This is a genomic window from Actinomycetospora chibensis (assembly GCF_028737215.1).
GTDB lineage: Bacteria > Actinomycetota > Actinomycetes > Mycobacteriales > Pseudonocardiaceae > Actinomycetospora > Actinomycetospora chibensis.
In genome coordinates, this window is record NZ_JAQZAM010000010.1 from 202,025 (window position 1) to 227,107 (window position 25,083).

Here is a 25,083-nt window from a genome sequence, read left to right on the forward strand (position 1 = left end):
CTGGCAAGAATCCTCGTCGTGCGGGGCGGCGCGGAGCAGGCTCGTGAGCATGAACGACGAACCCCTCGACACCCTGGTCCTCGGAGGTGGCGCGGCCGGCCTGTCCGGTGCGCTGACCCTCGCCCGCTCCCGCCGCTCGGTGCTCGTGCTCGACGCCGGCGAGCCCCGCAACGCCCCCGCCGCCGGGGTGCACGCCTTCCTCACCCGCGACGGCCTGCCGCCCGCCGAGCTCGTGCGTCTCGGGCGCGCGGAGGTGGAGTCCTACGGTGGCCGCGTGCGCCCCGGCACCGCCGTCGCCGCCCGGCGCGTCGGCGACCTGTTCGCCGTCGACACCGTCGACGGGGAGACGCTGCACGCGCGGCGCCTGCTCGTCGCCACCGGCCTGGTCGACGAGCTGCCCGACCTGCCCGGCGTGCGCGAGCTCTGGGGCCGCGACGTGCTCCACTGCCCGTACTGCCACGGCTGGGAGGTGCGCGACCAGCCGCTGGCCGTGCTCGGCACCGGGCCGGGGAGCCTGCACCAGGTGAAGCTCTTCCGGCAGCTGACCGCCGACCTCGTCTACCTGCGCCACCACGCCCCGGAGCCCACCGCCGAGGAGGCCGAGGAGCTCGCCGCCCTCGGCATCCCCGTCGTCGACGAGGAGGTGACGGGCCTGGAGATCACCGACGACCGTCTTTCCGGCGTGCGCCTCGCGAGCGGACGCGTCCTGCCCCGCACCGCGCTGGCCCTCGCCCCGCGCTTCGTCGCGCGCAGCGCGGTCCTCGAGGACCTGGGCGTCCCGGTCGCCGACCACCCCTGGGGCGGGCGCTACGCCGCGGCCGAGGACGTCACGGGGCAGACCGCCGTGCCCGGGGTCTGGATCGCGGGCAACGTCGGCGACCTGTCCGCCCAGGTCGTCGCCGCCGCGGCCGCCGGCACGCTCGCCGGCGCCCGCATCAACGCCGATCTCGTCGTCGAGGACACCGCCCGGGCCGTCGCCCGCCACCGCGAGGGAGCCGTCGCATGACCACCCACGAGCAGTACACCGCCGCGTTCTGGGACGAGCGCTACCGCGGCAGCGAGCAGATCTGGAGCGGCGCCCCGAACGCCGTCCTCGTCCAGGAGGTCGCCGACCTCGCACCCGGATCCGCGCTCGACGTCGGCAGCGGCGAGGGCGGGGACGCGATCTGGCTGGCGCAGCAGGGCTGGCGGGTCACCGCGATCGACGTCTCGCAGGTCGCCCTCGGTCGGGTCGCCGCCCGTGCCGAGGCCGAGGGCGTCGCCGACCGGGTGACGACGATGCCGGTCGACCTCTTCGCCGAGGAGCTGCCGGGCCCCCACGACCTCGTCACCGCCCACTTCATGCAGCTCCCCGGCGCCGTGCGGCCCCGCCTCTACCGCGCGATCGCCCGTGCCGTGGCTCCGGGCGGCACGCTGCTGCTCGTCGGCCACGATCCGGAGGGCATGCCCCCCGAGGCGGAACACGACCATCCGCACGACATGTTCGCCACCGCCGAGGAGCTGGTCACCGAACTCGGCGACGCGATCGAGGGCTGGACGATCGAGGTGGCCGAGCGCCGGGGTCGCGACGCGGTCCAGCCCGACGGGCGGCCACGGTTCCTCTACGACGCCGTCCTGCGCGTCCGCCGCTCCAGGTGAGCACTTCCCGCCCCTGTTGGGGGCGGAAAGTGCTCACATGGACAGGCGCGCCTTCTGCACCTTGCCCATGGCGTTGCGGGGCAGGGCGTCGACGACGCGGACCTCGCGCGGGCGCTTGTGGGCCGACAGGCGCTCGGCGACGAAGGCGATGATCTCGTCGGGGTCCACCGGCTCGCCGGCGAGCACGACATGGGCGACGATCCGCTGGCCCAGGTCGTCGTCGGGCTCGCCGACCACCGCGGCCTCGCGGATGCCGTCGTGCTCGAGGAGCGCGGTCTCGATCTCGCCGGCGCCGACCCGGTAGCCGCCGGTCTTGATCAGGTCGACCGAGCGGCGGCCGACGATCCGGTGATACCCGCCGGCGTCGATCACCGCGGCGTCGCCCGTGCGGAACCAGCGGTCCTTCGTCCACGTCTCCGCCGTGGCCTCCGGTCGCCCGAGGTAGCCGGTGAAGAGGCCGGGGCCGCGGACCTGCAGCTCGCCGATGGATTCGCCGTCGTGCGGGAGGAGCTCGCCGTCGGTCTCCTCGTCGGTGGACACGAGCCGGGTCTCGACGCCCGCGACGGGCACCCCCACCCACCCGGGGCGGCGTTCGCCGTCGGCACGGACGGACAAGGTGATCATCGTTTCGCTCATGCCGTAGCGCTCGACGGGCGCCTGGCCGGTGAGCTCGCGCAGCTTCTCGAACACCGGGACGGGCAGGGGCGCGCTGCCGGAGACGAGCAGCCGGGCGGAGCGCAGCACCTCGGCGGCGGCCGGGTCGGCGGCGATCCGCGACCAGATCGTCGGCACCCCGAACAGCAGGGTGGCGCCGTGGTCGCGCACCGCCGAGGCGTAGAGGTCGGGGCGGGGACGTCCGACGTGGACCAGCCGCGACCCGAGCCGCAGCGCGCCGAAGACGCCGAGGACCAGCCCGTGGACGTGGAACAGGGGCAGGCCGTGGGCGAGGGTGTCCTCGGCGGTCCACTCCCACGCGTCGGCGAGACCGTCGAGTCCTGCCGCCATCGCCGTCCGCGAGAGCAGCACGCCCTTCGGTGCGCCGGTGGTCCCCGACGTGTAGAGCACCAGGGCCGGGCCGTCGTGCGGGGCCTCGCGGGCGACGTCGCCACTGCGGCGGCTCAGGTCGACCTTGCGCACCGGCAGGGTGACGTCCGTCGGCCGCTCCCCGATCCAGAGGGACGCCCCGGAGTCGGCCAGCAGGTGCGCGCGCTCGCCGGAGCCGACGTCCGGGGGCACCGGGACGACGGGGGTGCCGGCGAGCAGGCCGCCGACCATCGCGACGATCGCGTGCGCCGTCGGCTCGGCGAGCACCGCGACCGGGCCCTCGGCGGGCCGGTCGACGATCTGGTCGGCGACCACCGAGGCCGCTCCGAGCAGCTCCGGGCCGGACATCGACGTGTCTCCGATGCGGATCGCCTCGGGATCGTCGAGGCCTCCCTCGAGGAGCGCAGCCAGCAGCGTCATGGCGCCCATGATGGGCACCCGCCCGCCGCGGCGCGCGGCTACCCCTGGGCCAGCAGGCCGTCGACGATCACCCGCAGCTTCCACGACGCCCGCGCGTCGCCCCCGCCGCCGGTCAACAGGGGCCGCAGAGCCACGATCGTCGGGAACTCCGCGGGATCCAGGGCGGCGTAGACAGCGTCGATGCGACCCGCGAACGCGGCGCCCATCGCCTCGGTCGTCGCCCGGCCCGGGTCGGCGATCTCGCGCTGCTCGCGGCGCCACGCCGCCTGCTCCAGCGCCGAGGAGGCCACGTACTGCCCGAGGAGGTCGGCGGCCCAGGCGCAGGCGGCGTCGTCGATGCCGCCGACCCGCAGCAGGCGCAGCACCTCCTCGTTGACCCGCAGCGAGTGCGGACCCAGCGGCACCCCGGCGATCGCCGCCATCGCGATGTCGGCGTGCGCGGCGAGCGCCGCGACCATGCGGTCGATCAGCAGCTCGAGGCGGGCGCGCCAGTCGCCGTCGGCGCCGGTCGGGAGCGCGACGTCGGCCAGGGCGAGGTCGTGCACCGCCTCCATCAGCTCGCGGCGGTCGGCGACGTAGACGTAGAGCGACGCCGGCCCGGTCTCGAGCTCCGCCGCCACCCGCCGCATGCTCGCGGCCTCGTAGCCCACCTCGTCGACGACGCGCAGCGCCGCGGCGACCACCGCCTCGCGGCTGAGGGCGGTCTTCGCCGGGCGGGTGCGGGGTCCCGGGGGCACGCGCCGACCCTAGCTTGACGAACGGTGTTCGCGGCGTACGGTGTTCGCGACGAACACTGTTCGTGGACGGAAGGTCCTCGCATGATCCTCGTGACCGGAGCCCGTGGCCACGTCGGCCGCGCCGTCCTCGACGGCCTGCTCGCCGCCGGCGTCCCCGCCGACCGGCTGCGCGCCTCGGGGCGCGACCCGTCCGTCCTCGGCGTGCCCGCGGGCATCATCACGGTCGCCGCCGACCTCGCCGATCCGTCGACGCTGCCCGCGGCGTTCGACGGTGTCGAGCAGGCCTTCCTCTACGCCTCGGGCGACGGCTCCCTCGTGGCCGAGGCGGCGCGCGCCGCCGGGGTGGCGCACGTCGTGCTGCTGTCCTCGCTGTCCGTGCTCGACGACGATCCCGAGGACCGGATCGGCGCGATGCACCGCGGCGCCGAGGCGCCCTGGCACGACGCCGGCGTCACCGCGACGTTCCTGCGCCCCGGCGCGTTCGCGACCAACACCCTCGACTGGGCCGACGGGGTGCGCGCGGGCCTCGTGGAGCTGCCCTGCCCCGACAGCCACGTCACCCCGATCCACGAGGCCGACATCGCCGACGTCGCCGTCGCCGCGCTCACCGGGGGTGCCGTCCGGGGCACGGCGCCGAGCCTCACCGGGCCGGAGTCGCTGTCGTTCCGCGAGCAGGTCGGCGTGATCGCCGCCGAGGTCGGGCGCGAGGTCGAGGTGGCCGGGCTGTCGGCCGACGACTACCGCGAGCGGATGGGCCGGTTCGCCCCGCCCTGGGTCGCCGACACCCTGCTGCGTCTCTGGTCGGCCAGCGACGGCAGGCCCCAGCCGGTGGACGACGTCGCCCCGCTGCTCGGAGCGCCGGGCCGGAGCTTCGCGACGTGGGTGCGCGACCATCTCGACGCGTTCGTCTGAGCCGCGCTACCCGTCCCGGCGCCGCATGCGCCACACGGTGATCCCGACGCCGAGGACGAGGTAGACCAGCGCGCGTCCGGTGCTGGAGACGAGGCCGTCGAGCGGCAGCGGGTCGCGCAGGGCGTCGGTGCCGGCGCTCCAGCCCGAGGTCAGCAGCAGGGGCTGGAGCCACTCCAGCGACGGGATCGCGGCGAGGACGCCGAAGACGATGAGCCCGCCGAGCACGGCCGCCAGGACCACGAGCGGGTGCTCGGTGAACGCCGAGACCGCGAGGGCCACCGCGGCGACCGCGAGGAGCTGGACGACGGTCCAGGCGGCCACGAGCAGGACGCGTCCGAGGGCCTCGCCGAGCCCGAGCGTCGTGCCGGACAGCGTGATCATGGTGCCGCTCGGGCCGCCGACGACGACCAGCCCGGTGATCACGCCGACGACGGCGACCAGCAGGACGGCAAGCACGGCGACGGTCACCACGCCGACCGCCTTCATGACGACCAGCCGGGTCCGCCCGACCGGCGCCAGGAGCAGCCCGCGCAGCGTGCCGTGCGAGGCCTCGCCGGCCAGGGCGTCGGCGGACGCGGTGGCGACGGTGAGGGGCAGCAGCAGTGTGAGGGCGAGCCCCATCGCGGCGATCGGCAGGACCAGGCCGTTGCCGGCCACCGCGGCGACCAGCCCGGGGCCGTCGCGATCACCGTCGCCCGGCCCGCCAGTGAGGGCGATGCCGACCCCGATCGCGACGGGGACGAGGGCCAGGAGCCCGAGCAGCACGAGGGTGCGCGGGCGGCGCAGGACCCAGCGGACCTCGGCGGCCGCGAGCCGCCCGAGCGGGGCCGTGGTCCGGGTGGGGGTGCGGGTCTCGAGGGTCGTCACGCGTCCTCCTCTGTCAGGCGGGCGAAGAGCTCCTCGAGGTGGGCCCGGCGCCGGTGGACCTCCCACACCGCGACGCCCGCCGCGACGAGTGCGGCCACGATCTCCGGCGCCTCGAGCGGGCCGGGCGGCACCGCGACACCGCCCTCGGCGCGGTACGAGGGTGCGCCCGCCTCGCGCAGGGCGAGGATCGCGTCGTCGACGTCGGGGGTGCTGACCACCAGGCCGCCGGTGTCCGCGTCGAGCAACGTCTGCAGCTCGCCCGCCACCAGCAGCGTCCCGGTCTGGAGCACCGCGACGTGGCTGCACACCGCCTCGACCTCGGCGAGCAGGTGCGACGAGAGCAGCACCGTCGCCCCCGACGCGCGGAGCTCGGCGACGACCCGCCGGACGTCACGGGTACCCGCGGGGTCGAGCCCGTTGGTCGGCTCGTCGAGCACCACCAGGCGGCGCGGGACGAGCAGCGCCGCGGCGAGCCCGAGGCGCTGCTTCATCCCCAGAGAGTAGGCGCGGTAGCGCTTGCGCGCGGCGTCGGCGAGCCCGACCCGCTCGAGCGCCGCGTCGACGGGCCCGCGCAGGTCGCCGCCGAGACGGGGCTCGGCGGCCGCGCTGCGCAGCAGGTTGTCGCGGCCGGAGAGGAACGGGTGGAAGCCCGGCCCCTCGACGAGCGCGCCGACGTCCGGGAGCGCCGAGGCCAGGTCGTTCCCGCTGCGCCCGAGGAGCTCCACCGTCCCGGCGGTCGGGCGGGTCAGCCCGAGCAGCATCCGGATGAGGGTGGTCTTGCCCGACCCGTTCGGGCCGAGCATCCCGAGCACGGCGCCGGCCGGGACGTCGAGATCGACGTCGTCGATCGCGACCGTGTCCCCGAAGGTCTTGCGCAGCCCGCGGACCCGCGCGGCGACCGCGTCCGGGGAGGACGCGGTCGCCGGCTGCTGGTCCGTCGGCGCGCTCGTCCCCGCCGTCACCGGGCCAGGGCCTCGGTGAGCACCTGCTGCGGCACCGCACCGGCTGCGATCCGGCCGTCCGCGGTGACGATCACGGTGGCCACGGCGGTGGTGATCACGCGCCCGCTGCCCCACGGGCCGCTGACCGGCGTGCCGAGCGCGGACAGGTCCGGCGCACCCTCGGGCTGCTGGCCCTCCGGCAGCTGACCCTCCGGCTGCTGGCCGTCGGGCTGCTGGCCCGGCTGTCCCTGGGGCGCCCGGCCCACGATCACCGTGTCCCAGCCGTCGCCGACCCGCTGGCCCTGGTCGCCCTCGGGGCGGTCCGGACGGTCCCCGCGGGCCGGCGCGTCCCGGACGGTCGTGCCGGGCGGCGGGGTGAAGGTGAACAGCGACGGATCCTGCGGCCCGTAGGCGATCTCGGAGAAGCCGACCTGCAGCGCCGGCTCGCCCGACCCCTGCGCGAGCACCGTGAGCTGCAGCGGCTGGCGCGTCTCGGCGTCGACGGCCACCCGCACCTCGCGCAACAGCGTGCGCTCGGTGGGCAGCGGGGTCAGCACCAGCTGGTAGGCGGCGCGTCCGGCGACCTCGGCGGTGCCGTCGACGGCGACGGTGCTCGACTGCCGCAGCGTCGCGATGGCCTGCGTCGCGGCGGTGGTCGGGTCCTGGTTGTCGGCGTTGTCCGGACGGCCCTCACCTGCGGGGGCGCGGGTCGCCGTGCGGTCGCGCGAGTCGTAGGCCCAGCGCGTCGTGCCGTCGGACACCAGCGTCCGCTCGCCGTCGGACGACGGGAGCGCGACGCGCCCGCGTCCCTCGCCGCCGGACCAGACGCGCACCGAGGACGTGCCGTTCGCGAGCTGCGGGACGCCGGGGACGGCGGGCAGACCGAGGGCGTTGTCGACCTCGACCTCGCCGGCGAACGGCTGCCGGTCCGCGGTCATCACCGAGGACACGAGGTCCTCGGGACTCACCGGCGGCAGCACCGGGGCCGCCGACGCGCCCGCCGGGGCGACCACGAGACCCACACCGACGGCGCCCACGAGCACCGCACCCAACCCTGCCCCGACCCAGCGCCTGCGACCCATGACCCCATCGTGTCCCCCGCCCGCTGAGACTCCTCTCAGCGTCGACGACGGGGAGGAGGCCTACCGTCGGTGCCGTGCCCCGGGTGCTGGTGGTCGACGACGAGCCGGGGGTGCGCGACGCCCTCGCGCGAGGGCTGGCCGCCGAGGGGATGGAGGTCCGGTCGGTGGCCGACGGCCACGCGGGCCTGCAGGAGGCGTCGACCGGTGCCTACGACGCGGTGGTCCTCGACATCATGCTGCCCGGGCTCTCGGGCTACCGGGTGCTCGAGGCGCTGCGTGCCGGGGGCGTCGCCACCCCGGTGCTGCTGCTCTCGGCGAAGGACGGCGAGGTCGACCAGGCCGACGGGCTCGACCTGGGCGCCGACGGCTACCTGGTCAAGCCGTTCTCGTTCGTCGTGCTCGTCGCCCAGCTCCGCGCGATGCTGCGCCGCTCCGGCCCCGCCACCACCCGCGTGGTGCACGGCGCGCTGGCCCTCGATCCCGCGACCCGGTCGGTGACCTGGGAGGGCCGCGACGTCGAGCTCTCGGCCCGCGAATTCGCGGTGCTGCACGCGCTGGCGGTGCACCCCGACGACGTCCTGACGCGCGACGACCTGCTCGCCGCCGTCTGGGGCGGGGGCGGGTCGGCGAGCCGCAACGTCGTCGAGGTCTACGTCGGCTACCTGCGGCGCAAGCTCGCGGCGGTCGGCGCCGGAGAGCTCGTGCGCACCGAGCGCGGGCGGGGCTACCGGCTGGTCTCCGGGTGACGTCCTGGTGGGCGCGCCGCTCGCTGCGGACGCGGATCACCCTGGTCGTCGGGGTCGTCGCCGTCGTCGCGCTGCTCGCGGTGGGCCGGGTCGCCGGCGGGCTGCTGTTCTCCGCGCTGGTGGAGAGCGGGGACCAGACGCTCACCGAGCGCGCCGTCGCCGCGACGGGAGCGGTCGCCGGCGGGACGACGGTGCCGCCGGGCGTGCGGGTGGTCGACCTGGCGGGGACCCCGGTCGACGGCCGCGGACCGCGCCCCGTGGACGCGGACGCGCTGTCGCGGCTGGCCGCCGGGCAGCCCGTGACCGTCACCGACAGGGCGCTCGGGCCGCAGCGCTGGGTCGCCGTGCCGGTGCCGGCCCCGGACGGGTCGCCGCGTCTGGTCCTGGCGTCGCGCGACCTGGTCGGCGCCGCGAGCCTGGTCGCCGACGCCGCCCGCTGGCTCGCCGTGGCCGCCCTGCTCGGCGCGGTCGGGGTGGGCGTCGCGGCGTGGGTCGCGACGCGCGTGGCGCTGCGCCCGGTGGACCGGATGCGCGTGGCGGCCGCGGCGGTGGCCCCCGGGGAGCGCCTGCCGGTCCCGCCGTCGCGCGACGAGCTCGCTGCCCTCGCCGTCGAGATCAACGCGCTGCTGGCCCGCCGGGACGACGCCGTCGGGCGCCTCGAGCGCTTCACCAGCGAGGCCGCGCACGAGCTGCGCTCCCCCATCGCCGCGCTGCGCGCCCAGGCCGACGTCGCCGTGGCGCACCCGGAGCAGGCGGCAGCCGACGAGATCGGGCGGGACGAGACGTGGCGGTCGGTGGCGCGGGAGGCCGAGCGGCTCTCGGACCTGGTCGGCGACCTGCTGGCGCTGGCGCGCGCGGACGCGGGCGAGCGGATGCCGGCGCGGCCGGTGGACCTCGTCGACGCGGTCGGCGAGGCGCTCGCGCGCCTGCCCGAGGAGCCCCTGGTCGCCATGACCCTGTGGGCCCCGATGCCCGTGACGGTCGCCGCGACGCCGGCCGAGGTCGCGATCGTGCTGGACAACGTGCTCGCCAACGCCCGGCGGCACGCCGCGACCGTGGTGCACGTGTCGGTGGTGCCCGCCGGACGGTGGGTGCGCCTGCTGGTCGACGACGACGGGCCCGGCATCGCACCCGGGGACCGCGACCGGGTCTTCGACCGCTTCACCCGCCTGGCCCCCGAGGCGGGCGAGGGCAGCGGGCTCGGCCTGGCGCTCGTCGCCCGCCTCGTCGCCGGGCGGGGCGGCACCACCCGCGCGACGAGCTCGCCCGACGGCGGGACGCGGCTCGTCGTGCGCTGGCCGGTGGGCTGAAGGACTCGCGGGGGCCCGGTCGAGCAGCGAGGGTCACCCTCGCTGCGTCCCACGCACCCAGGGACGCCCTCGCTCCACGAGGCTCGTCGCGGCCGCCCGGTGTCGGGGGTGAAGGGCAGGATGGTCGGTGTCGCGCTTCCCCCGCGGTGCCGTCGCCCGTTCCTGCCTGCCCCCGGGGAGCCGTCGTGTCCACCCACGCCGATCACCGCCGCGCCCGCGCGCGGCTCGACGCCGAGACCATCGACCGCGCCGCCGCCGTCCTGCGGCGGCGGGTCGCGATCGGTCGCTACGCCGGACTCGCCGGCGACTACGCCGGGTTCGAGGTGTGCGCGCTGCTCGAGGCCGTCGCGCACACCTCGGCCGAGGACCCCCGCTCGTCCCGCGTGCGGGACGCGGCGCTGCGGGCGGCGCGAGCGCTGCTCGCCGACGAACCGGGTGTCCCGTGAGCGGTATGGGCCCGCCGCTCCCGGTGCCCGTCGGTGACCACGGCCAGGGCGACGCCGGCGACGAGGGCCACCTCGCCGAGCAGGGCCAACGGGCCGGGCACCGCGCCCGCGAGCAGCGCGGCGAACACGAAGCCCCACGCGGTCTCGAGGGCCATCAGCTGGCTCACCAGCACGGGCGAGAGCCGCGCGGCCGCGGCGTGCCACAGCCGCACCGCCAGCCACGACGACACGAGGCCGAGGAAGAGCACGACGAGCAGGGCGCGCACCGGCTCGGCGGGCACGCCGCCGGTCGCGAGCAGCCAGATCGCCAGCGGCAGGGCCAGCACGCCGGCGGCGAGGCCCTGGGCGCCGGCGAGCACCGGCCCGAGGTCGGGGCGGTCGGCGAGCAGGCGGTGCGAGTCGAGGCCGTACCAGCTCCAGGACGCCACCGCGACGAGCGCGAGCACCGTGCCGATCACCGCGGACCAGCCGCCGGGGCCGGGCGTCGGCGAGGTGTGCACCAGCACCTGGCCGACGCCGACGAGCACGAGGGCCGGCAGCAGGGCCATCAGGCCCGCGCGCCCCCGGTGGCGGGCGGAGATCAGCGCCATGACCACCGGTACGAGGCCGATGGTCGCGACGGCGATGGTCGGGCCCGCGAGGCGCACGGACAGGGCGACGAGGCCGTAGTAGAGCAGCGAGCCGGTGACGGCGTGCGCGGTCACCCGCACCCACGGGACGTCCGTGCGCAGCACGCGCCGCAGCTGGGGCAACGACACCGCCCCGAACGCCACGAACCTCCCCATCGCCAGCAGCAGCGCAGGCGCGAGCGGCGCCAGCTCCGGCGCCACGAACACCGCGGCCCACCCTGCGCCGGCCAGCACCATCGCGCCGAGCGCCGTCCTCCTCGTCATGCCTCCACGATGCGCGCGCGACCGCGGGTGATGCCGGGCGATCTTCCAGGGTCGACGGCCCGCAGGCGCATGATGGCGTCATGACCGCGCCCCACCGTGCACGATCCGCCCAGCCCGCCCTGGACCGGGTCGACCGCCGCATCCTCGACCACCTCGCCGACCACGGACGGGAGAGCCTCGCCGACCTCGCGGAGGCGGTGTCGATCTCGGCCTCGTCGGCCCAGCGCCGGCTGCGGCGCCTCGAGAACGAGAAGGTGGTCCGCGGCTACCGCGCGGTCCTCGACCCCGACGCCGTCGACCGCGGGCTGGTCGTGCACCTGACGGCGACGCTCGTCGATCACACCGCGAACACCGTCGGCCGCTTCGAGCGCCACATCGTGGACCTCGCCGGGCTCGTGAGCTGCCACCACGTCACCGGCGACGTCGACTACCTGCTGCGCGTCGACGTCGCCGACGTCGAGGCCCTCGACGTGCTGCTGCGGCGCACGCTCGCCCGCGTCCCGGGCGTCGCGCGGTTCACGACGATGGTCGCGACCTCGGGCCTGGTGGACCGGGTCACCCGGATCTAGTCCCCGGCGAGCCGGTCCACCTCTCCCAGCAGGTCCGACACCTGCGTGACGACGCTGAAGCGCTCGCGCGCGTAGCGGGCCGCCTCCGGGCCCTTGCTCTGCTTCCAGCCCTCGTCGAGCGCCCGGGTGACGGCGGCGGCGAGGGAGTCGGCGAGCTCCTGGCGGTCGTCGGTCTCGGGCACGAGCGTGCCGACCTCGTCGGTGACGAAGTCTCGCGGCCCGCCGGAGTCGGCGCCGATCACCGGGGTCTCGCAGGCCATGCACTCGAGGAACACGAGCCCGAACGGCTCGCGGTAGGAGGGGAAGACGCCGACATCGGCGCAGGCGAAGACCGTCGCGAGCTCCTCCTGCTGGCGCGGCCCGAGGAAGTAGGTCCGTTCCAGGCCGAGCGAGGCCGCGAGATCGTGCATCTTCACCTGCTCCTCGACCGGCCCCGAGCCCGCGACGAGGGTCAGCACGCGCCGCCCGCCGCGCTCGTACGAGGCCGCCGCCCGGAGCAGGGCGTCCAGGCGCTTCCAGTCGGCGAACTTGCCGACGAACGCGACGACGGCGTCGAACCCGCCCTCGGGCGCCACCGCCTCCGGCGCCTGCTCGGATCCCGCGGGCGGCTGCGTCGTGACACCGGCGAGCACCTGCGCGCGGTCGGCGTACAGCTCCGGGGCGGGGAAGAAGGCGTGCTGGTTGTAGCCGTTGTGGGAGAGCACCATCCGCTCGCGCGGGAACTCCGGGAAGACCGCCGAGAACGCCTCGATCTGCTCCGAGGAGATCGACGCGACGACGTCGACGCCGTGCTCCGGGCCCGCGGACCAGTCGAAGATCTTCTCCTGCTGCATGAACGGGAGGAACCGCCACGGGAACTCCGCGGGGTTGTCGCCGCGCTGCTCGTGGACGTACATCTTGAGCTCGGTGCCGTGGGCGAAGTCCAGCAGCGGCATGCGCGGGCGTCCCGCCGCCGTCCGCGCCCGGATCACGTCGCGCATGACCACGGCGTTCATGAACGCGTGGTGGGCGATCGCCAGGCCGAACTCGTCGCCGGTGCTCGCCTCGATCTCGTCGATCCACTCGGTGACGAAGGCCGTCAGACGGGCTCGGTACGCGTCGACCTCGTCGGGGTCCATCGCGTGCCACCGGTAGCTCGAGACCGGGGAGATCGACTCGCAGATCGGGATGTCGTGCTCGAGCGGGAACACCCGCACGTCATCGGTGCGCCAGCGCTGCACCCGGGACGGGAACACCGAGTAGCAGCGCACGCCGGGCAGATCGTTGTACGCGGTGTGGTGGGCCTCGTGGAGGATCCCCGAGCCGGGGGCGAACTCGCCGTCGCGCTGCCAGTTGTTGGTGCCGAGCTGGAAGATCAGCCGGTCGCCCATGCGGTGTTCTCCCCCGGGGTCTGCGCTCGTCGAGGCCGCTCGTCGGGGCCGCCCGTCGGATGCAGCCTAGGCGCCGCCTACACCGCCCCCAGGGCGAGGCCCCGGTAGTTCTCGGCCAGCGCGCGCCTGGCGGACTCCGAGGTCGCGATGTGGCGCAGGTGGGCCAGGGCGAGCTGCTCGTCGAAGGGGTCGCCGTCGGGGTCGACGTGCAGCATCGTGGTCATCGTCCAGGAGAAGTGCGCGGCCCTCCAGACGCGGCGCAGCACGGTGTCGGAGTAGGCGTCGATGAGCGTCTCGTCCTTGGTGGCGAACCACTCGGAGAGCGCCTCGGCCAGCACCCGCACGTCGGCGACCGCGAGGTTGAGCCCCTTGGCCCCGGTGGGCGGGACGATGTGCGCGGCGTCGCCGGCGAGGAACAGCCGCCCGTGGCGCATCGGCTCGGTGACCATGCTGCGCATCGGGGTCACCGACTTGTCGGTGATCGGGCCGCGGGCGAGGGTGAACGGTTCCCTATCGGCGTGCTCCCCTGAATCGAGCGCGAAGCGCGCCGCGAGCTCGTCCCAGATGGCCTCGTCGGCCCAGTCGGCGGCGTCGGTGCCGTTGGGCACCTGGATGTAGGCCCGGGTGACCGACGACGAGCGCATCGAGGCCAGCGCGAACCCGGTGCGCCCGCGGGCGTAGATCAGCTCGTGGGACGAGGGCGCCACGTCGGCGAGGATCCCCAGCCACGAGTACGGGTAGATGCGCTCGAAGCGGCGCACGAGGTGGTCCGGGATCGCGCGGCGCGCCGGCCCGTACGACCCGTCGGCACCCACGACGACATCGGCGCGCAGGACGTGCTCGGCGCCGTCGTGGCGGTATCGCACGGACGGACTGTCGGTCTCCACGTCCTCGACCGAGAGCACCTCGGCGTCGAACAGCAGCGGCTCGTCCTGCTCCAGGCGCAGGGCGATGAGGTCCTTGGTCACCTCGGTCTGCGCCCAGATCATCACGTGCTCGCCGGTGAGCTCCTGCATGTCGACGCGCACGCTGCGCCCGGAGAACCGCAGCTCGAAGCCGTCGTGCGGCATGCCGAGCGCGTCCATCCGGGCGTCGGCGCCGACCTCGCGCAGGGCCTCGACCGTGCCGTGCTCGAGGATGCCGGCGCGCTGGCGGGTCTCGACGCGCTGCCGCGGGCGGGCCTCGAGCACCACCGAGTCGACGCCGCGCCGCCGCAGCAGGTGCGCGAGCATCAGGCCGGCGGGTCCCCCGCCGACGATCGCGACCTGCGTGCGGTCCGGGGCGCTCACGTGGGCACCGGGGCGCCGGACACCGAGAGGTCGAGGAACACCGTCTCCCCGGCGCCCTGCATCCGGACGTCGAAGCGGTACCCGGGGCCGGTGACGCCGCCGTCCGGCACGGCCATCAGCGTGGCCCGGCGCTCCTCGTCGAGCTGCGCGAGCAGCGGGTCGGCGGCGTTCGCCTCGACGTGGTTCGGGAAGTAGACGCGGGTGAACAGGTGGTGCAGCAGGCCGCGCGCGAACACCGTCACGGCCAGGTGCGGGGCGTCGCGGGCGCCGGACGGTGCCGCCGGGCGCAAGGTGCGCAGCCGGTAGTCCCCCGCGCGGTCGGTGGCGACGCGGGCGAATCCGGTGAACGAGCGGCCGTCGCGGTGCAGCGCGCCCGGGCGCACCGGCACGCGACCGTCGGGACCGGTCTGCCAGAACTCCAGCAGCGCGTCGGGCACGGCCGCGCCGGCGCCGTCGCGCACCGTGCCGTGCAGTGTGATCGCGCCGGGCGTGCCCATGGGGACGACGTCCCCGCCGCCGTCGAAGGGCAGGCCGAACGCGAAGAACGGGCCGACGGTCTGGGAGGGCGTGAGGTCGAGCATCAGGCTCCGTCCACATCGGGCGGCGTGGCGTGCGTGCCGTCGAGCACGATGTCCCAGCGGTAGCCCAGCGCCCACTCCGGCTGGGTGACGTCGTGGTCGTAGGCGGCGATCAGCCGCTGCTGCGCCTTCTCGTCGGTGACCGACTGGAAGATCGGGTCGAGCCCGAACAGCGGGTCCCCGGGGAAGTACATCTGCGTGACGAGGCGCTGGGTGAACGCCGTCCCGAACAGCGAGAAGTGGATGTGCGCGGGACGCCACGCGTTGGTGTGGTTGCGCCACGGGTAGGCGCCCGGCTTGATCGTCACGAAGCGGTAGCGGCCCTCGTCGTCGGTCAGCGCCCGGCCGCCGCCGGTGAAGTTCGGGTCGAGCGGTGCGGGGTGCTGGTCGCCGTCGTGGCGGTAGCGCCCGGAGGCATTCGCCTGCCAGACCTCGACGAGTTGGTGGCGCACCGGACGTCCGTCGCCGTCGAGGACCCGGCCCGTGACGATGATCCGCTCGCCGAGCGGCTCGCCGGCGTGGTGCCGGGTCAGGTCGGCCTCGATCGGGGCCACGTCGGCCGCGCCGAACACCGGAGCGGCCAGCTCGGTGAGGCTCGGCGGCGTGACGACGAGAGGTCGCTGCGGGGCCCGCAGGGCGGTGCTGCGGTAGGGGCGATAGGCCCGGTCGGGATGGCCGTCGGGCCGCGGCGGCGCCGCCGCGGCCTCGGCGATCTCGGCGGACACCGCCCGCTGCGTCGCGGGCTCCTGCGATGCGCTCACGCCGCCAGGGTGCCTGGCGCCGGCGCCGTGCCAGAATCGAGCTTCCGGCCACCGGAAGGAGCGCAGGGTGAGCCCACAGCGCGACGGTCAGAGCGGACCGTCGGTCACCGGACGCGTGCTCGGGATCCTGTCCGCGTTCGGCCCGGGGGCCGAGGCCCTGTCCCTCTCGGGCATCGCCCGCGCGGCCGGTCTCCCGCTGTCCACGGCGCACCGGCTGGTCGGCGAGCTCGCCGCCTGGGGCGCCCTCGAGCGCGGCGAGGACGGCCGCTACCGGATCGGCCTGCGGCTCTGGGAGGTCGGGGCGCTCGCGCCGCGCAGCCTGGGCCTGCGGGAACGCGCCATGCCCTACCTCGAGGACCTCTACGAGGCGACGCGACAGAACGTGCAGCTCGCGGTGCGCGACGGCCACGAGGTGGTCTACGTCGAGCGCCTCGCGCACCCGGAGGCGGTGCGCGTGTTCACCCGCGTCGGCGGGCGCATGCCCCTGCACGCCACCGGGGTCGGCCAGGTGCTGCTGGCGTTCGCCCACGTCTCGGTGCAGGAGGAGGTCCTCGCCGGTCCCCTGAGCGCGCTGACCCCGCGGACGGTCACCGACCCGCACGCGCTGCGCCGCACCCTGGCCGCCGTGCGTCGCGAGGGCGTGGCCGTCTGCGACGGGTTGGTCGACCTGCTCTCGCTCTCGGTCGCGGCCCCGGTCCGCGGGGAGGACGACCGGGTCGTCGCAGCGATGTCGGTGGTCGTGCCGAGCGCAGGCAGCGACCCGCGCACCATCGTCCCGGCCGTCCGGGCCACCGCCCGCGGGATCTCGCGGGCCCTGGGCTCGCCGTCGGCGCGGCGCCGTCCGTCGGGCGTGGTCACCCCGTTGCCGAGCGCGGCGGGCGCGGACGCCCCGCGCACGGCCGAACGCGGCGCGTGACCGGGCCCACGTCCGATCGTTGGACCGCCGGGCCGGTGATCCACCGGGACGGTCGCGGCCCGGTGACGGGAGGTCCGCGATGCGGCAGGTCGGCCGGGTCCGTGCTTGGTGCGTCGCCGCCGGGGTGGCCGTTGCCCTGACCGGGGCGCTGATCGGGGCCGGGGTGCCCGCCCTGGCCGCGCCGGGACCCCAGCTCCCGCTGCCCGTCCCGCAGCCCGAGCGCGAGTACGCGCCGCTCGACCGGCCCGGGCCCGCTCTGGGCGTGGCGGACGACGACCTCGACGACGCCCTCGACTGCACCGCCGACGTCGACGGCGCGTCGCGCCCGCCGGTGCTGCTGATCCCCGGGACGACGCTGACGGCGCAGGAGAACTTCTCCTGGAACTACGAGCGCGCGTTCGCCGCCGACGACCGCCCGTACTGCACGGTCACGCTGCCGAACCACGCCATGAGCGACATCCAGGTCTCCGCCGAGTACGTCGTCGCCGCGATCCGCGCGATGCACGAGCGCAGCGGGCAGCGCGTCGCGATCGTCGGGTTCAGCCAGGGCGGCATGATCGGCCGCTGGGCGCTGCGCTTCTGGCCGGACACCCGCGTCCGGGTCGCCGAGGTGATCGGCATCGACCCGTCCAACCACGGCACGCTCGACGCCTACCCGGTCTGCGCCGCCGCCGGCTGCGCGCCGGCGTTCTGGCAGCAGCAGACGCTCTCGGCGTTCACCACCGCGCTCAACTCGCGCGCCGAGACCTTCGCCGGCATCGACTACACCTCGATGTGGACGCCGACCGACGAGGTGGTGGTCCCGAACCTCGGACCCGCGCCCAGCTCGGCGCTGACCACCGGTGGGGGCCGGCGCGCCAACATCTCGACCTTCGACGTCTGCCCGGGCCACGTCGCCGACCACCTGTCGATGGGGACCTTCGACGCCGTCGCGTACGCGCTGGTGATCGACGCCCTCGAGCACGACGGCCCGGCGCGGGCGTCGCGCGTCGACCGCGCCGCGTGCCTCGCACCCCTCCACGAGGGCGTGGACCCCGTGACCTTCCCGGCCCGCCTCGCGACCTTCACCGCCGGCGTCGGCGCGCAGGTGGCGCTCTACCCGCACGTGCTCGCCGAGCCCGAGCTCGCGTCGTACACGCTGGGTGCCTCCGGCATGTGAGCAGTTCGGAGTGCTGGAGCACTCCGAAGTGCTCACGTGCGCGGAGCGCACCCCCCGACGGGGGTTTGACCGGGGTCGGTGATCGGCGACACCCCGAGCACCACCACCGCCCGGGAGGACGCCCGCATGCGCCCGTTCGACGACATCGACCGCCTCGCGAAGAACCCCGCCCTCGACAAGGTCGCCGCACCGCTGCGCGACGCCGTCCACAAGGTGCTGCGCCGCCAGGACGTCAAGGACGCGCTGCACGGGGTGTGGATGGGCCACCCGCTGCACCCGATGCTCGCGCAGCTCTCGCTCGGCAGCTTCGTCTCGGCGGGCGTGCTCGACGTCGCGCCCCGCACCCGCCGGCCCGCGACCGTCCTCATCGCGCTCGGGCTGGTCTCCGCGGTCCCGACCGCCGCGGCCGGCTGGGCCGACTACGCCGACGGGCACGAGGAGCAGCAGCGCGTCGGTGTCGTCCACGCCGCCGCCAACGGGGTCATGCTCGCCGGCTACGCGGCGTCGCTGGCCGCGCGCCTGCGGGGACGCGGCGTGCGGGGCGCCCTGCTCGGCTGGGCCGCGCTGACCGTCGGCACCGCAGGCGCCGCCCTGGGCGGGCACATGGCCTATCACCAGGCGATGGGCGCCAACCACGCCGAGGGCTACCCGCACATCGGGCCCGGCGACTGGACCGACGTCGGCACCGTCGACGAGCTGCCCGAGGGCGAGCCCACCCGGCGGATCGTCGGTGACGTCGGCGTGCTCGTCGTGCGTCGCGGCGAGCGGATCCACGCCCTCGCCGACCGCTGCGCCCACGCCTCGGCGCCGCTGCACGAAGGCCGGATCACGAACGGCGAGGGGCCCGCGTGCATCGTCTGCCCCTGGCACGGCAGCGTGTTCCGGCTCGACACCGGCTCCGTGGTGCACGGCCCGGCCACCGCCCCGCAGCCGACGTTCCGCACCCGGGTGCGTGACGGCCGTCTCGAGCTCGCGGTCACCGGCTACGCGGGCGTCCCGGCGAGCTGACCGAACGGGTGCACCCCGCCGGAGCGTCCGGGTGAGCGCCGAGTGGCCACCGGGCGAACCCCGCCCGGCGGTCGCGCGTCCCCCTGCTCCCGCAGCGCGGGGACCGTCGGGCCCGTGTCAGGGTAGAAATCCGGCATCCACCACCTGGTCGACGAGCCCGTCGCCCACGACCCGCCGCGCCCCCCGGGAGCTCCTCCGCATGACGTCCGGTCCGGCTTCGCCCCCCGCCGACCCGCCCGCCACACACACTCCCGCGTCCCCCCAGGGGGACCTGTCCGACCACGTGCGCCACATCGCGCCGCACGTGATGGTCTACCTGTTCGCCTTCGTGCCGTTCGTCGCCCTGATCGCCGCCGTGCCGCTGGCCTGGGGCTGGGGGCTGACGTGGGTGGACGTCGGGCTGACCGCGCTCTTCTACGTGCTGACCATGCTCGGCGTCACCGTCGGGTTCCACCGGTACTTCACCCACGGCGCGTTCCGCGCCAAGCGCGCCCTGCGGATCGCCCTCGGCGTGGCCGGGAGCATGGCGGTACAGGGGCCGATCCGGCACTGGGTCGCCGACCACCGCCGTCACCACCTCTTCGCCGACAAGGAGGGCGACCCGCACTCGCCCTGGGCGTTCGGCACCTCCCCGGTGGCCCTCGTGCGCGGCTTCTGGCACGCCCACATGGGCTGGATCTTCGACCGCTCGCTGACCAACCAGCAGCGGTTCACCCCGGACCTCCTCGCCGACCCCGACATGCGCGCGGTCAACCGCTGGTTCACCCCGCTCACGGTGATCAGCCTGCTCGCGCCGCCGCTGCTCGGCGGGCTCATCACCTGGTCGTGGTGGGGCGCGCTGACCGCGTTCTTCTGGGCGAGCCTCGTGCGCATCGGGCTCACCCACCACGTGGCGTGGTCCACGAACTCGATCTGTCACCTCGTCGGCGAGCGCCCCTGGCGGGCCCGGGACCGTTCGACGAACGTCTGGCTGCTCTCGATCCCGAGCATGGGCGAGTCGTGGCACAACCTGCACCACGCCGACCCCACCTCGGCCCGCCACGGCGTCGGTCGCGGTCAGATCGACATCTCGGCGCGCCTGATCTGGATCTTCGAGAAGTTCGGCTGGGTCAGCCACGTCAAGTGGCCGACGCCCCGACGCCTCGACCGGCTGGCCGCGACCGCCTAGCAGGCGCGGCGGTAGCGGGCGTCGAGGACGCAGTACAGGCCGAACGCCGCGATTCCCAGCGAGATCAGCACGAGCGGGCTCACGCCCTGCCACCGGCTGACGAGCTCGCGCAACGCGGCGTCCAGGCCGCCGACCCGCGCGGGGTCGCCGTGCCACGCCGCGACCGCGAAGAGCACGCCGACGGCGCCGAAGGCGACGGCCCGGGCGACGTTGCCGACCGCGCCGAGCACCACGGCGGCCCGACGCGCCCCGGCCGGCATGTCGTCGACGAGATCGCCCATGAAGGTCCGGGCGACGCCGGTGTAGACCATCGTGCCCGCGATCACCATGACGGTGACCGCGACCGCGCCCACCAGCAGGTTGCCGGCCGGCAGCGCCAGGAGCCACGTCACGAGCTTCTGGGGTCCCGCGCGGCCGTTCTGCTGGTCGCCCAGCACGCTGCGGGCGGCCGCGAGCGCGACGGCGAGCACCGCGACCGCCTTCGACGCGGCGCCCACCCGCTTGCGGAAGCGCTCGCCGCCCGAGACCCACCGGAACCCGGCGACGGTCGCGGCGATCTGCCAGGCGGCGAAGGCCACCAGCCCGGCGACGAACACCACGAGCAGCAGCACCCCGAGCGTGCCGACCGAGGCGACGGCGGCGACGGCGCCCTGCTGGTCGACCTCCGCGGGCGTCCGTCCCAGCGCCAGCCGCAGACCCAGGCCGGCGACGAGCAGGTGGACCGCGCCGTACGCGACCAGGCCCGCGCGGCCGAGGAGCTCGACGAGGCGGCTCGGGGCGTCGCCGCCGCCGTGCAGCGTGCGGTCGACCGCCTCCTCGGCCGCGTCCTCGACGGCCTCCCCGGCCGTGTGCTCGGTGGTCACTCCCACCGAGTCACCCGACGCGCGCGACGGCGAAACCCTCAGAAGTCGGGACCGGTCCCGGGCGGGACGCCCTCGGTGCCGGGAATCCGCTGGAGGTGCACCCGGCGGGCCAGGCGGATCGCCGGGCGGATCAGCAGCTCGACGCTGCCGACGACGAAGAACCAGGTGCCCGCGTAGGTGGTCTCCTCCGAGAAGAACAGGATGCTGCCGATGAGGAACCACAGCGCGATGAGGATGTCGTTGACGATCGACGCCACCTCGTAGCGCCGCCGGATGATCAGCTCCTCGCGGCCGATCGAGAAGATCAGCGGGGGCCTCTCGGTCGCGCCGTCCGCGGGCGGCGGCAGTGGTGCGGTCATGGGGACAGCGTGCCGCGTCGGCGCGTCCGAGGTCAGCTCTGTACCCCGAGCGTGCGAACGTGGCGCTCGGCGGACTCGGCGTCCTCCCGGGCGCGGTCGGCCTCCCGGCGACGGGCGTCGCGCTTGCGGGCGGCGGCGTCGGCGGCGTCCCAGGCGCTCCGGCGGGTCTCCTCGGCGGCCTCGAGCCGGGCGCGCAGGTCGCTCACGGCAGCGTCGGCGTCCTCGGCCTCGCCCGTCGCCGTGTCGGCCTCCTCGGCGGCACGGCGGGCCAGCTCGGCGGCCTCGTCGGCGCGCTCGCGGCTCTCGCGGGCGGCCTGCTCCGCGCGCTCACGCTCCTCGCGCTCCCGGCGTTCGCGCTCCTCCCGCTGGCGCTGTTCCTGCTGGCGCTCCTCCTGCTCGGCGCGCGCCCGGTCCTCCCCGTCCCGGTCGATCGGCTCCTCGGGCCCGGGCGCCGTGGCGTCCCCGGTGCGCGGCGCGCGCGGGGGGCGGCGATCGGGGCGGCGCGTCGAGGGCCGCGACGGCCGCGCCGTGCGGGCGGAGCGGGCGCCCGAGGCGGGGCCGCCGAGCGCGGCGCTGATCCCACCGTCGCCGAGCCCCGGCCCCGCCTCCATCCCGCCCGCGAGCTGCCCGCCCGCCAGGGCCCGCGCGGCGGCGGGATCGGCGAGCGCGGCCCCGATCGTCTTCTCGAGCTCGCGCACGGCCGGGTCCCCGAGACGCACGGCCTCCTCGCGGGCGATGCGCCGGCCCCGCTCGACCAGTGCGTTGATCAGCCCATGGCGCTGGCGGGAGAGCTGGCGCAGCGCGTCGCCCTCGAGCTTCTCCTGGGCCTCGCGCAGCGATCCGCCCAGCTCCTCGAGGCCCTCGACCTCGTCGGGGTACTCGCGGGCCAGCCGGTTGGCCACCCAGGCCGCCACCGACGGCTTGCGCAGCCCGCCGATCTCCGTGGCCAGCTCGCGGTCGCCCGCGGCGCGGACCTGCTTGACCAGCGCGTCGCGCACCCCGATGAACTCCTCGCGCCCCACGCCGTAGAGCAGGTCGGCGGCGTCCTCGAGAGAGGTGGGCAGCTCCTCGTCCGTCTCGTCGGTGGTCTCCGGACCCGGGGGCATGGGGCACACGGTGCCGTACCCCACCGACGGTCGGGAATGCCCCAGGCGGACGGGGACCTGGCCCCACTCCCCTCGAAGGTGTTTCTCCGTAGCGTCCGACGCGGTCCACCACCACAGTGGACACGGAGCGGGAGGTGCGGACGTGCGTCGCTGGCTGGCACGACACCGGTGGACCGCGGGCGCGGCCGCCGAGGAGCCGCCTGCCGACGCCGGCGGTGAGCCCGCGGCGCCCGAGGCGACGGCCGACGTGCCCGACGACGACGTCCGCCCGCCGGTCCGACGCCGCCAGGCCCCCGAGACGCACCTGCCCCGCGAGCAGCGCCTGCCCCGCCCGCCGCGCCGCGCCCGAGGTTCATGATCGACGCGGATTTCCCTGCGGTGAGGGGAGCACGCCGATAGGGGCAGCGTGGACGCAGGGCTGGCACCCGGTGCGGTCAGGTCGCGCGCGGCATCACGACGCGGGCGAGGCCGGGCGCGTCGGCCATGGGGGCGGTGACGGGGCCCTCGAGGATGCTGCCGTCGGGGGCGAAGCGGGAGCCGTGCAGCGGGCAGTCCCAGCTCTGCGCGGCGTCGTTCCACGCCACGATGCCGCCGAGGTGGGGGCACACGGCGCCGAGCTCGTGCTCCACCCCCGCGACGCGGCAGCGGGCGACCTTGCCGCGGGTGGTGGTCTCGATGCGCCCCTCCCCCTCGGCCAGCGGGGTGTCCGACGGCAGGTGCGGGCGAGCCCAGCCGGTGGCCATGTAGCGCCCCACCTGCCCGTTCGCCTTCGCCAGGGCGGGCAGGGCAGACGCGACCGGTGCGCGGTCGGCCCGCAACGCTCCGGACCAGGGGTTGGCGCGCCCCACGACGTGGTCGCGCAGCGCCAGACCGGCCGCGGTGCCGCCGGTCATGCCCCACTTCGCGAACCCCGTCGCGACCAGGACCCGTGACTGCCACGGCATCGGACCCACGAACGGCAGGCCGTCCTCGGGCAGGTAGTCCTGGGCCGACCAGCGGTGGGTGATCTCCCGGACCGGGAACCGTTGCGTGGCCCAGTCGGCGAGCTCCCGCTCGTGCGAGGACGTCGGCGTGCTCGCGCCGACCCGGTGGCCGAAGCCGCCGGTGAGCAGCCGCTCCTCCCCCTCGATCACCGCGGTGCGCAGCGACACCCCCGGCTCGTCGGCCGACAGGTACATCGCCGGGGGCAGCGGCCCGTCGACGCGCACGGCCTGGGCGTAGGACCGGCTGGGCTCGACGCGGGCGAAGTAGAGGCCGCGGTCGAGGATCGGGACGCCGGTGGCGAGGACGACACGCTCGGCGCGGACGTCACCGTGCTCGGTGCGCAACCGCGGCGCGCCGAGGAGCGAGACGCTGCGGACCCGCGTGTGCTCGTACACGAGATGGCCGCTCTCGTGCAGCTCCTGGGCGAGGTCGGCGAGGTAGGGCATCGGGTCGAACTGCGCCTGATCGGCGAGCGTCACGGCCTCCGAGACCTCGAAGGGCAGGCCGACCTCGGTGCCGAGCTGCGCGGGGAAGCCGGCGCGGCGCAGCACCGCGGCCTCGCGCCGGACCGTCTCCGCGGCGGCGGACGAGCGCCCGGAGGTCGCGAACGTCACGGCGGCGCGGCGCTCGAGGTCGCAGTCCGCGCGCCGGGCGCGGTCGAGCAGCCAGTCGAAGCCCGCCCGGTGCGCCGCGAGATAGGCGTCGACGGTCTCCGGGGAGTGCCGGTGGTCGAGCGTCGCGGCGCGCGTGCCCTGCAGCACCGAGATCTTTGCGGTGGTGTTGCCGGACGCGACCGCGCCGATCCGGCGGGCCTCCAGCACCGCGACCTGCAGCCCCTCGCGGGCGAGCAGGACCGCCGTGGTCAGGCCCGTGATCCCGGCGCCCACGACCGCCACGTCGACCCGGCGGTCGCCGCGCAGGACCGGGTAGGTGTCGGGCTCCTCGGCGTGCTCCGGGTCGTGCCACGCGGAGAGCTCGCGGGTGGGCAGGGGCGTGGTGGCCATGGGACGGAGGTGTCCGGCCGCCCGGGACGTCAAACGGCGACCAGCTGCTCCGCGGTGGTCTCGCGCTCGATCTGGTCGCGCAGCGCGGCGAGGGTGCGGGAGAGCAGCCGGGAGACGTGCATCTGCGAGATGCACAGCACCGCGGCGATCTCGGCCTGCGTCTTCTCGTGCACGAACCGCAGGGCGAGCATCGTGCGCTCGCGCTCGGGTAGGTCGCGGACCAGGGACCCGACCAGCGCCCGGATCTCCACGCGGTCGAGCTCACCGTCGACGACCCCGAGGATGTCGACGAGGGCCGAGTCGTCACCGGAGCCGAGGGACTCGTCGAGCGACGCCGGCTGGTACGAGCCGTGCGCGGAGATCGCCTCGGCGACCTCGTCCCGGGTCATGTTGAGGTGCTCGGCCAGCTCCACGGCCGTCGGGGCCCGTCCCAGACGCTGCGACATCGACGCGGTCGCCGAGCCCACGGCGACATAGCGGTCCTTGACGCTGCGCGGCGTGCGCACCGACCAGGCCGAGTCGCGGAAGTGCCGCCGGACCTCACCCATGATCGTCGGGACGGCGTAGGAGAGGAAGTCGCGCTCGCGGCCCGGGTCGAAGCGCTCGATGGCGTGCAGGAGGCCCAGCGAGGCGACCTGCTCGAGGTCGTCGGTGGGCTCACCGCGCCGGGCGAAACGCCGGGCGATGTTGCGCGCCACCGGCAGGAACCCGTGGACCAGCTTCTCGCGCACCCGCTCGCGGCGCGGGTCGTCCTCGGGCAGGTCCGCGTACTCGGAGAGCAGCGGGACGTACTCGTCGTAGTCGGTCGTCCGTCCAGCCATGTGGTCACCCCTCGACGGGGCCCCGGCGTGCTGATCGGCAGATCAGTCAGACGGGGCGCTCGTGGCACGTGAGCTGACCCGGCTGTCTGTCT

Annotated in this window: 26 protein-coding genes; 11 read left to right on the forward strand and 15 right to left on the reverse strand. The window is 75.7% G+C overall.

The window, feature by feature from the left end; genetic code table 11:
* The first annotated feature begins 49 nt into the window (after nt 1-49).
* Complete coding sequence (locus PH189_RS17185; RefSeq protein WP_274190026.1) at nt 50-1,006, forward strand: NAD(P)/FAD-dependent oxidoreductase; 957 nt, start codon at nt 50-52, stop codon at nt 1,004-1,006.
* Nucleotides 1,003-1,638 (forward strand): SAM-dependent methyltransferase, encoded by a 636-nt coding sequence (locus PH189_RS17190; protein ID WP_274190027.1) that lies wholly within the window; start codon nt 1,003-1,005, stop codon nt 1,636-1,638. Before PH189_RS17185 ends, PH189_RS17190 begins: the two co-directional genes overlap by 4 nt.
* Before the next feature lie 33 nt (nt 1,639-1,671).
* Here PH189_RS17190 and PH189_RS17195 read toward each other — a convergent pair whose 3' ends face one another.
* Complete coding sequence (locus PH189_RS17195; protein WP_274190028.1) at nt 1,672-3,102, reverse strand: acyl-CoA synthetase; 1,431 nt, start codon at nt 3,100-3,102, stop codon at nt 1,672-1,674.
* A gap of 38 nt (nt 3,103-3,140) precedes the next feature.
* Entirely contained in the window at nt 3,141-3,839 is a 699-nt protein-coding gene (locus tag PH189_RS17200) for a TetR/AcrR family transcriptional regulator (protein WP_274190029.1), read from the reverse strand.
* Between the two features lie 81 nt (nt 3,840-3,920).
* On the opposite strand from PH189_RS17200, the gene PH189_RS17205 reads away from it, so the two are divergent.
* Nucleotides 3,921-4,751: an NAD(P)H-binding protein gene (locus PH189_RS17205; protein ID WP_274190030.1), complete on the forward strand. Its 831-nt coding sequence runs from the start codon at nt 3,921-3,923 to the stop codon at nt 4,749-4,751.
* 6 nt (nt 4,752-4,757) lie between these two features.
* On the opposite strand, the gene PH189_RS17210 is transcribed toward PH189_RS17205, so the two are convergent.
* Genes PH189_RS17210 through PH189_RS17220 form a run of 3 tightly spaced genes read right to left on the reverse strand, consistent with a single transcriptional unit; the run spans nt 4,758 to nt 7,641 of the window.
* The gene (locus tag PH189_RS17210) at nt 4,758-5,618 is read right to left on the reverse strand and encodes an ABC transporter permease subunit (RefSeq protein WP_274190031.1); all 861 of its coding nucleotides are present in this window, start codon (nt 5,616-5,618) and stop codon (nt 4,758-4,760) included.
* Entirely contained in the window at nt 5,615-6,580 is a 966-nt protein-coding gene (locus tag PH189_RS17215; RefSeq protein WP_337994166.1) for an ABC transporter ATP-binding protein, read from the reverse strand. Before PH189_RS17215 ends, PH189_RS17210 begins: the two co-directional genes overlap by 4 nt.
* Nucleotides 6,577-7,641, reverse strand: coding sequence for a LolA family protein (locus PH189_RS17220; protein WP_274190032.1), 1,065 nt, complete (start codon nt 7,639-7,641; stop codon nt 6,577-6,579). Before PH189_RS17220 ends, PH189_RS17215 begins: the two co-directional genes overlap by 4 nt.
* 83 nt (nt 7,642-7,724) lie before the next feature.
* Here PH189_RS17220 and PH189_RS17225 point away from each other — a divergent pair, with 83 nt between their 5' ends.
* Both PH189_RS17225 and PH189_RS17230 read left to right on the forward strand, forming a co-directional pair.
* Nucleotides 7,725-8,387, forward strand: a complete 663-nt coding sequence (locus tag PH189_RS17225; RefSeq protein WP_274190092.1) for a response regulator transcription factor — start codon at nt 7,725-7,727, stop codon at nt 8,385-8,387.
* A complete protein-coding gene (locus PH189_RS17230) occupies nt 8,384-9,697 on the forward strand; it encodes a sensor histidine kinase (RefSeq protein ID WP_274190033.1) in 1,314 nt (437 codons plus the stop codon). Before PH189_RS17225 ends, PH189_RS17230 begins: the two co-directional genes overlap by 4 nt.
* 307 nt (nt 9,698-10,004) lie before the next feature.
* On the opposite strand, the gene PH189_RS17235 is transcribed toward PH189_RS17230, so the two are convergent.
* Nucleotides 10,005-11,036: a DMT family transporter gene (locus PH189_RS17235; protein WP_274190034.1), complete on the reverse strand. Its 1,032-nt coding sequence runs from the start codon at nt 11,034-11,036 to the stop codon at nt 10,005-10,007.
* Between the two features lie 80 nt (nt 11,037-11,116).
* Here PH189_RS17235 and PH189_RS17240 point away from each other — a divergent pair, with 80 nt between their 5' ends.
* Complete coding sequence (locus PH189_RS17240) at nt 11,117-11,605, forward strand: Lrp/AsnC family transcriptional regulator (RefSeq protein WP_274190035.1); 489 nt, start codon at nt 11,117-11,119, stop codon at nt 11,603-11,605.
* Here the strand turns inward: PH189_RS17240 and PH189_RS17245 are convergent.
* The 4 genes from PH189_RS17245 to pcaH all read right to left on the reverse strand — a co-directional run bounded on the left by PH189_RS17245 (nt 11,602) and on the right by pcaH (nt 15,555).
* Nucleotides 11,602-12,975, reverse strand: coding sequence for a glycosyltransferase (locus PH189_RS17245; protein WP_274190036.1), 1,374 nt, complete (start codon nt 12,973-12,975; stop codon nt 11,602-11,604). The two genes, PH189_RS17240 and PH189_RS17245, sit on opposite strands and share 4 nt — an antisense overlap.
* A 77-nt stretch (nt 12,976-13,052) precedes the next feature.
* A complete protein-coding gene (locus PH189_RS17250) occupies nt 13,053-14,264 on the reverse strand; it encodes a 4-hydroxybenzoate 3-monooxygenase (RefSeq protein ID WP_274190037.1) in 1,212 nt (403 codons plus the stop codon).
* Nucleotides 14,261-14,845 (reverse strand): protocatechuate 3,4-dioxygenase subunit alpha, encoded by a 585-nt coding sequence (gene pcaG, locus PH189_RS17255; RefSeq protein ID WP_274190038.1) that lies wholly within the window; start codon nt 14,843-14,845, stop codon nt 14,261-14,263. Before pcaG ends, PH189_RS17250 begins: the two co-directional genes overlap by 4 nt.
* Nucleotides 14,845-15,555 carry a protocatechuate 3,4-dioxygenase subunit beta gene (gene pcaH, locus PH189_RS17260; RefSeq protein WP_274190093.1) on the reverse strand — a complete coding sequence of 237 codons (711 nt, stop codon included), beginning with the start codon at nt 15,553-15,555 and terminating at the stop codon, nt 14,845-14,847. Before pcaH ends, pcaG begins: the two co-directional genes overlap by 1 nt.
* A 115-nt stretch (nt 15,556-15,670) precedes the next feature.
* Between pcaH and PH189_RS17265 the strand changes: the two genes are divergently transcribed.
* The 4 genes from PH189_RS17265 (at nt 15,671) to PH189_RS17280 (ending at nt 19,854) form a co-directional block, all read left to right on the forward strand.
* Entirely contained in the window at nt 15,671-16,519 is an 849-nt protein-coding gene (locus PH189_RS17265) for an IclR family transcriptional regulator (RefSeq protein ID WP_274190039.1), read from the forward strand.
* Nucleotides 16,520-16,598: 79 nt separating this feature from the next.
* Complete coding sequence (locus tag PH189_RS17270; RefSeq protein ID WP_274190040.1) at nt 16,599-17,678, forward strand: esterase/lipase family protein; 1,080 nt, start codon at nt 16,599-16,601, stop codon at nt 17,676-17,678.
* Between the two features lie 78 nt (nt 17,679-17,756).
* Nucleotides 17,757-18,686, forward strand: coding sequence for a Rieske (2Fe-2S) protein (locus tag PH189_RS17275; protein WP_274190041.1), 930 nt, complete (start codon nt 17,757-17,759; stop codon nt 18,684-18,686).
* Between the two features lie 307 nt (nt 18,687-18,993).
* Entirely contained in the window at nt 18,994-19,854 is an 861-nt protein-coding gene (locus PH189_RS17280) for an acyl-CoA desaturase (RefSeq protein WP_274190094.1), read from the forward strand.
* Here PH189_RS17280 and PH189_RS17285 read toward each other — a convergent pair.
* From PH189_RS17285 to PH189_RS17295, 3 genes are read right to left on the reverse strand one after another with little or no spacing between them, the layout of a single operon-like run.
* Nucleotides 19,851-20,717: a DUF1206 domain-containing protein gene (locus PH189_RS17285; protein ID WP_274190042.1), complete on the reverse strand. Its 867-nt coding sequence runs from the start codon at nt 20,715-20,717 to the stop codon at nt 19,851-19,853. The genes PH189_RS17280 and PH189_RS17285 overlap by 4 nt on opposite strands.
* A 38-nt stretch (nt 20,718-20,755) precedes the next feature.
* Nucleotides 20,756-21,076 carry a YrhK family protein gene (locus PH189_RS17290; RefSeq protein WP_274190043.1) on the reverse strand — a complete coding sequence of 107 codons (321 nt, stop codon included), beginning with the start codon at nt 21,074-21,076 and terminating at the stop codon, nt 20,756-20,758.
* A 32-nt stretch (nt 21,077-21,108) separates the two neighbouring features.
* Nucleotides 21,109-22,182, reverse strand: coding sequence for a hypothetical protein (locus PH189_RS17295; protein WP_274190044.1), 1,074 nt, complete (start codon nt 22,180-22,182; stop codon nt 21,109-21,111).
* Nucleotides 22,183-22,324: 142 nt separating this feature from the next.
* Here PH189_RS17295 and PH189_RS17300 point away from each other — a divergent pair, with 142 nt between their 5' ends.
* Nucleotides 22,325-22,540: a hypothetical protein gene (locus PH189_RS17300; protein ID WP_274190045.1), complete on the forward strand. Its 216-nt coding sequence runs from the start codon at nt 22,325-22,327 to the stop codon at nt 22,538-22,540.
* Nucleotides 22,541-22,616: 76 nt separating this feature from the next.
* Here PH189_RS17300 and PH189_RS17305 read toward each other — a convergent pair whose 3' ends face one another.
* Nucleotides 22,617-24,170, reverse strand: a complete 1,554-nt coding sequence (locus PH189_RS17305) for an FAD-dependent oxidoreductase (RefSeq protein ID WP_274190046.1) — start codon at nt 24,168-24,170, stop codon at nt 22,617-22,619.
* A 29-nt stretch (nt 24,171-24,199) separates the two neighbouring features.
* Nucleotides 24,200-24,991, reverse strand: a complete 792-nt coding sequence (locus PH189_RS17310; RefSeq protein WP_274190047.1) for a SigB/SigF/SigG family RNA polymerase sigma factor — start codon at nt 24,989-24,991, stop codon at nt 24,200-24,202.
* Nucleotides 24,992-25,083: the final 92 nt, after the last annotated feature.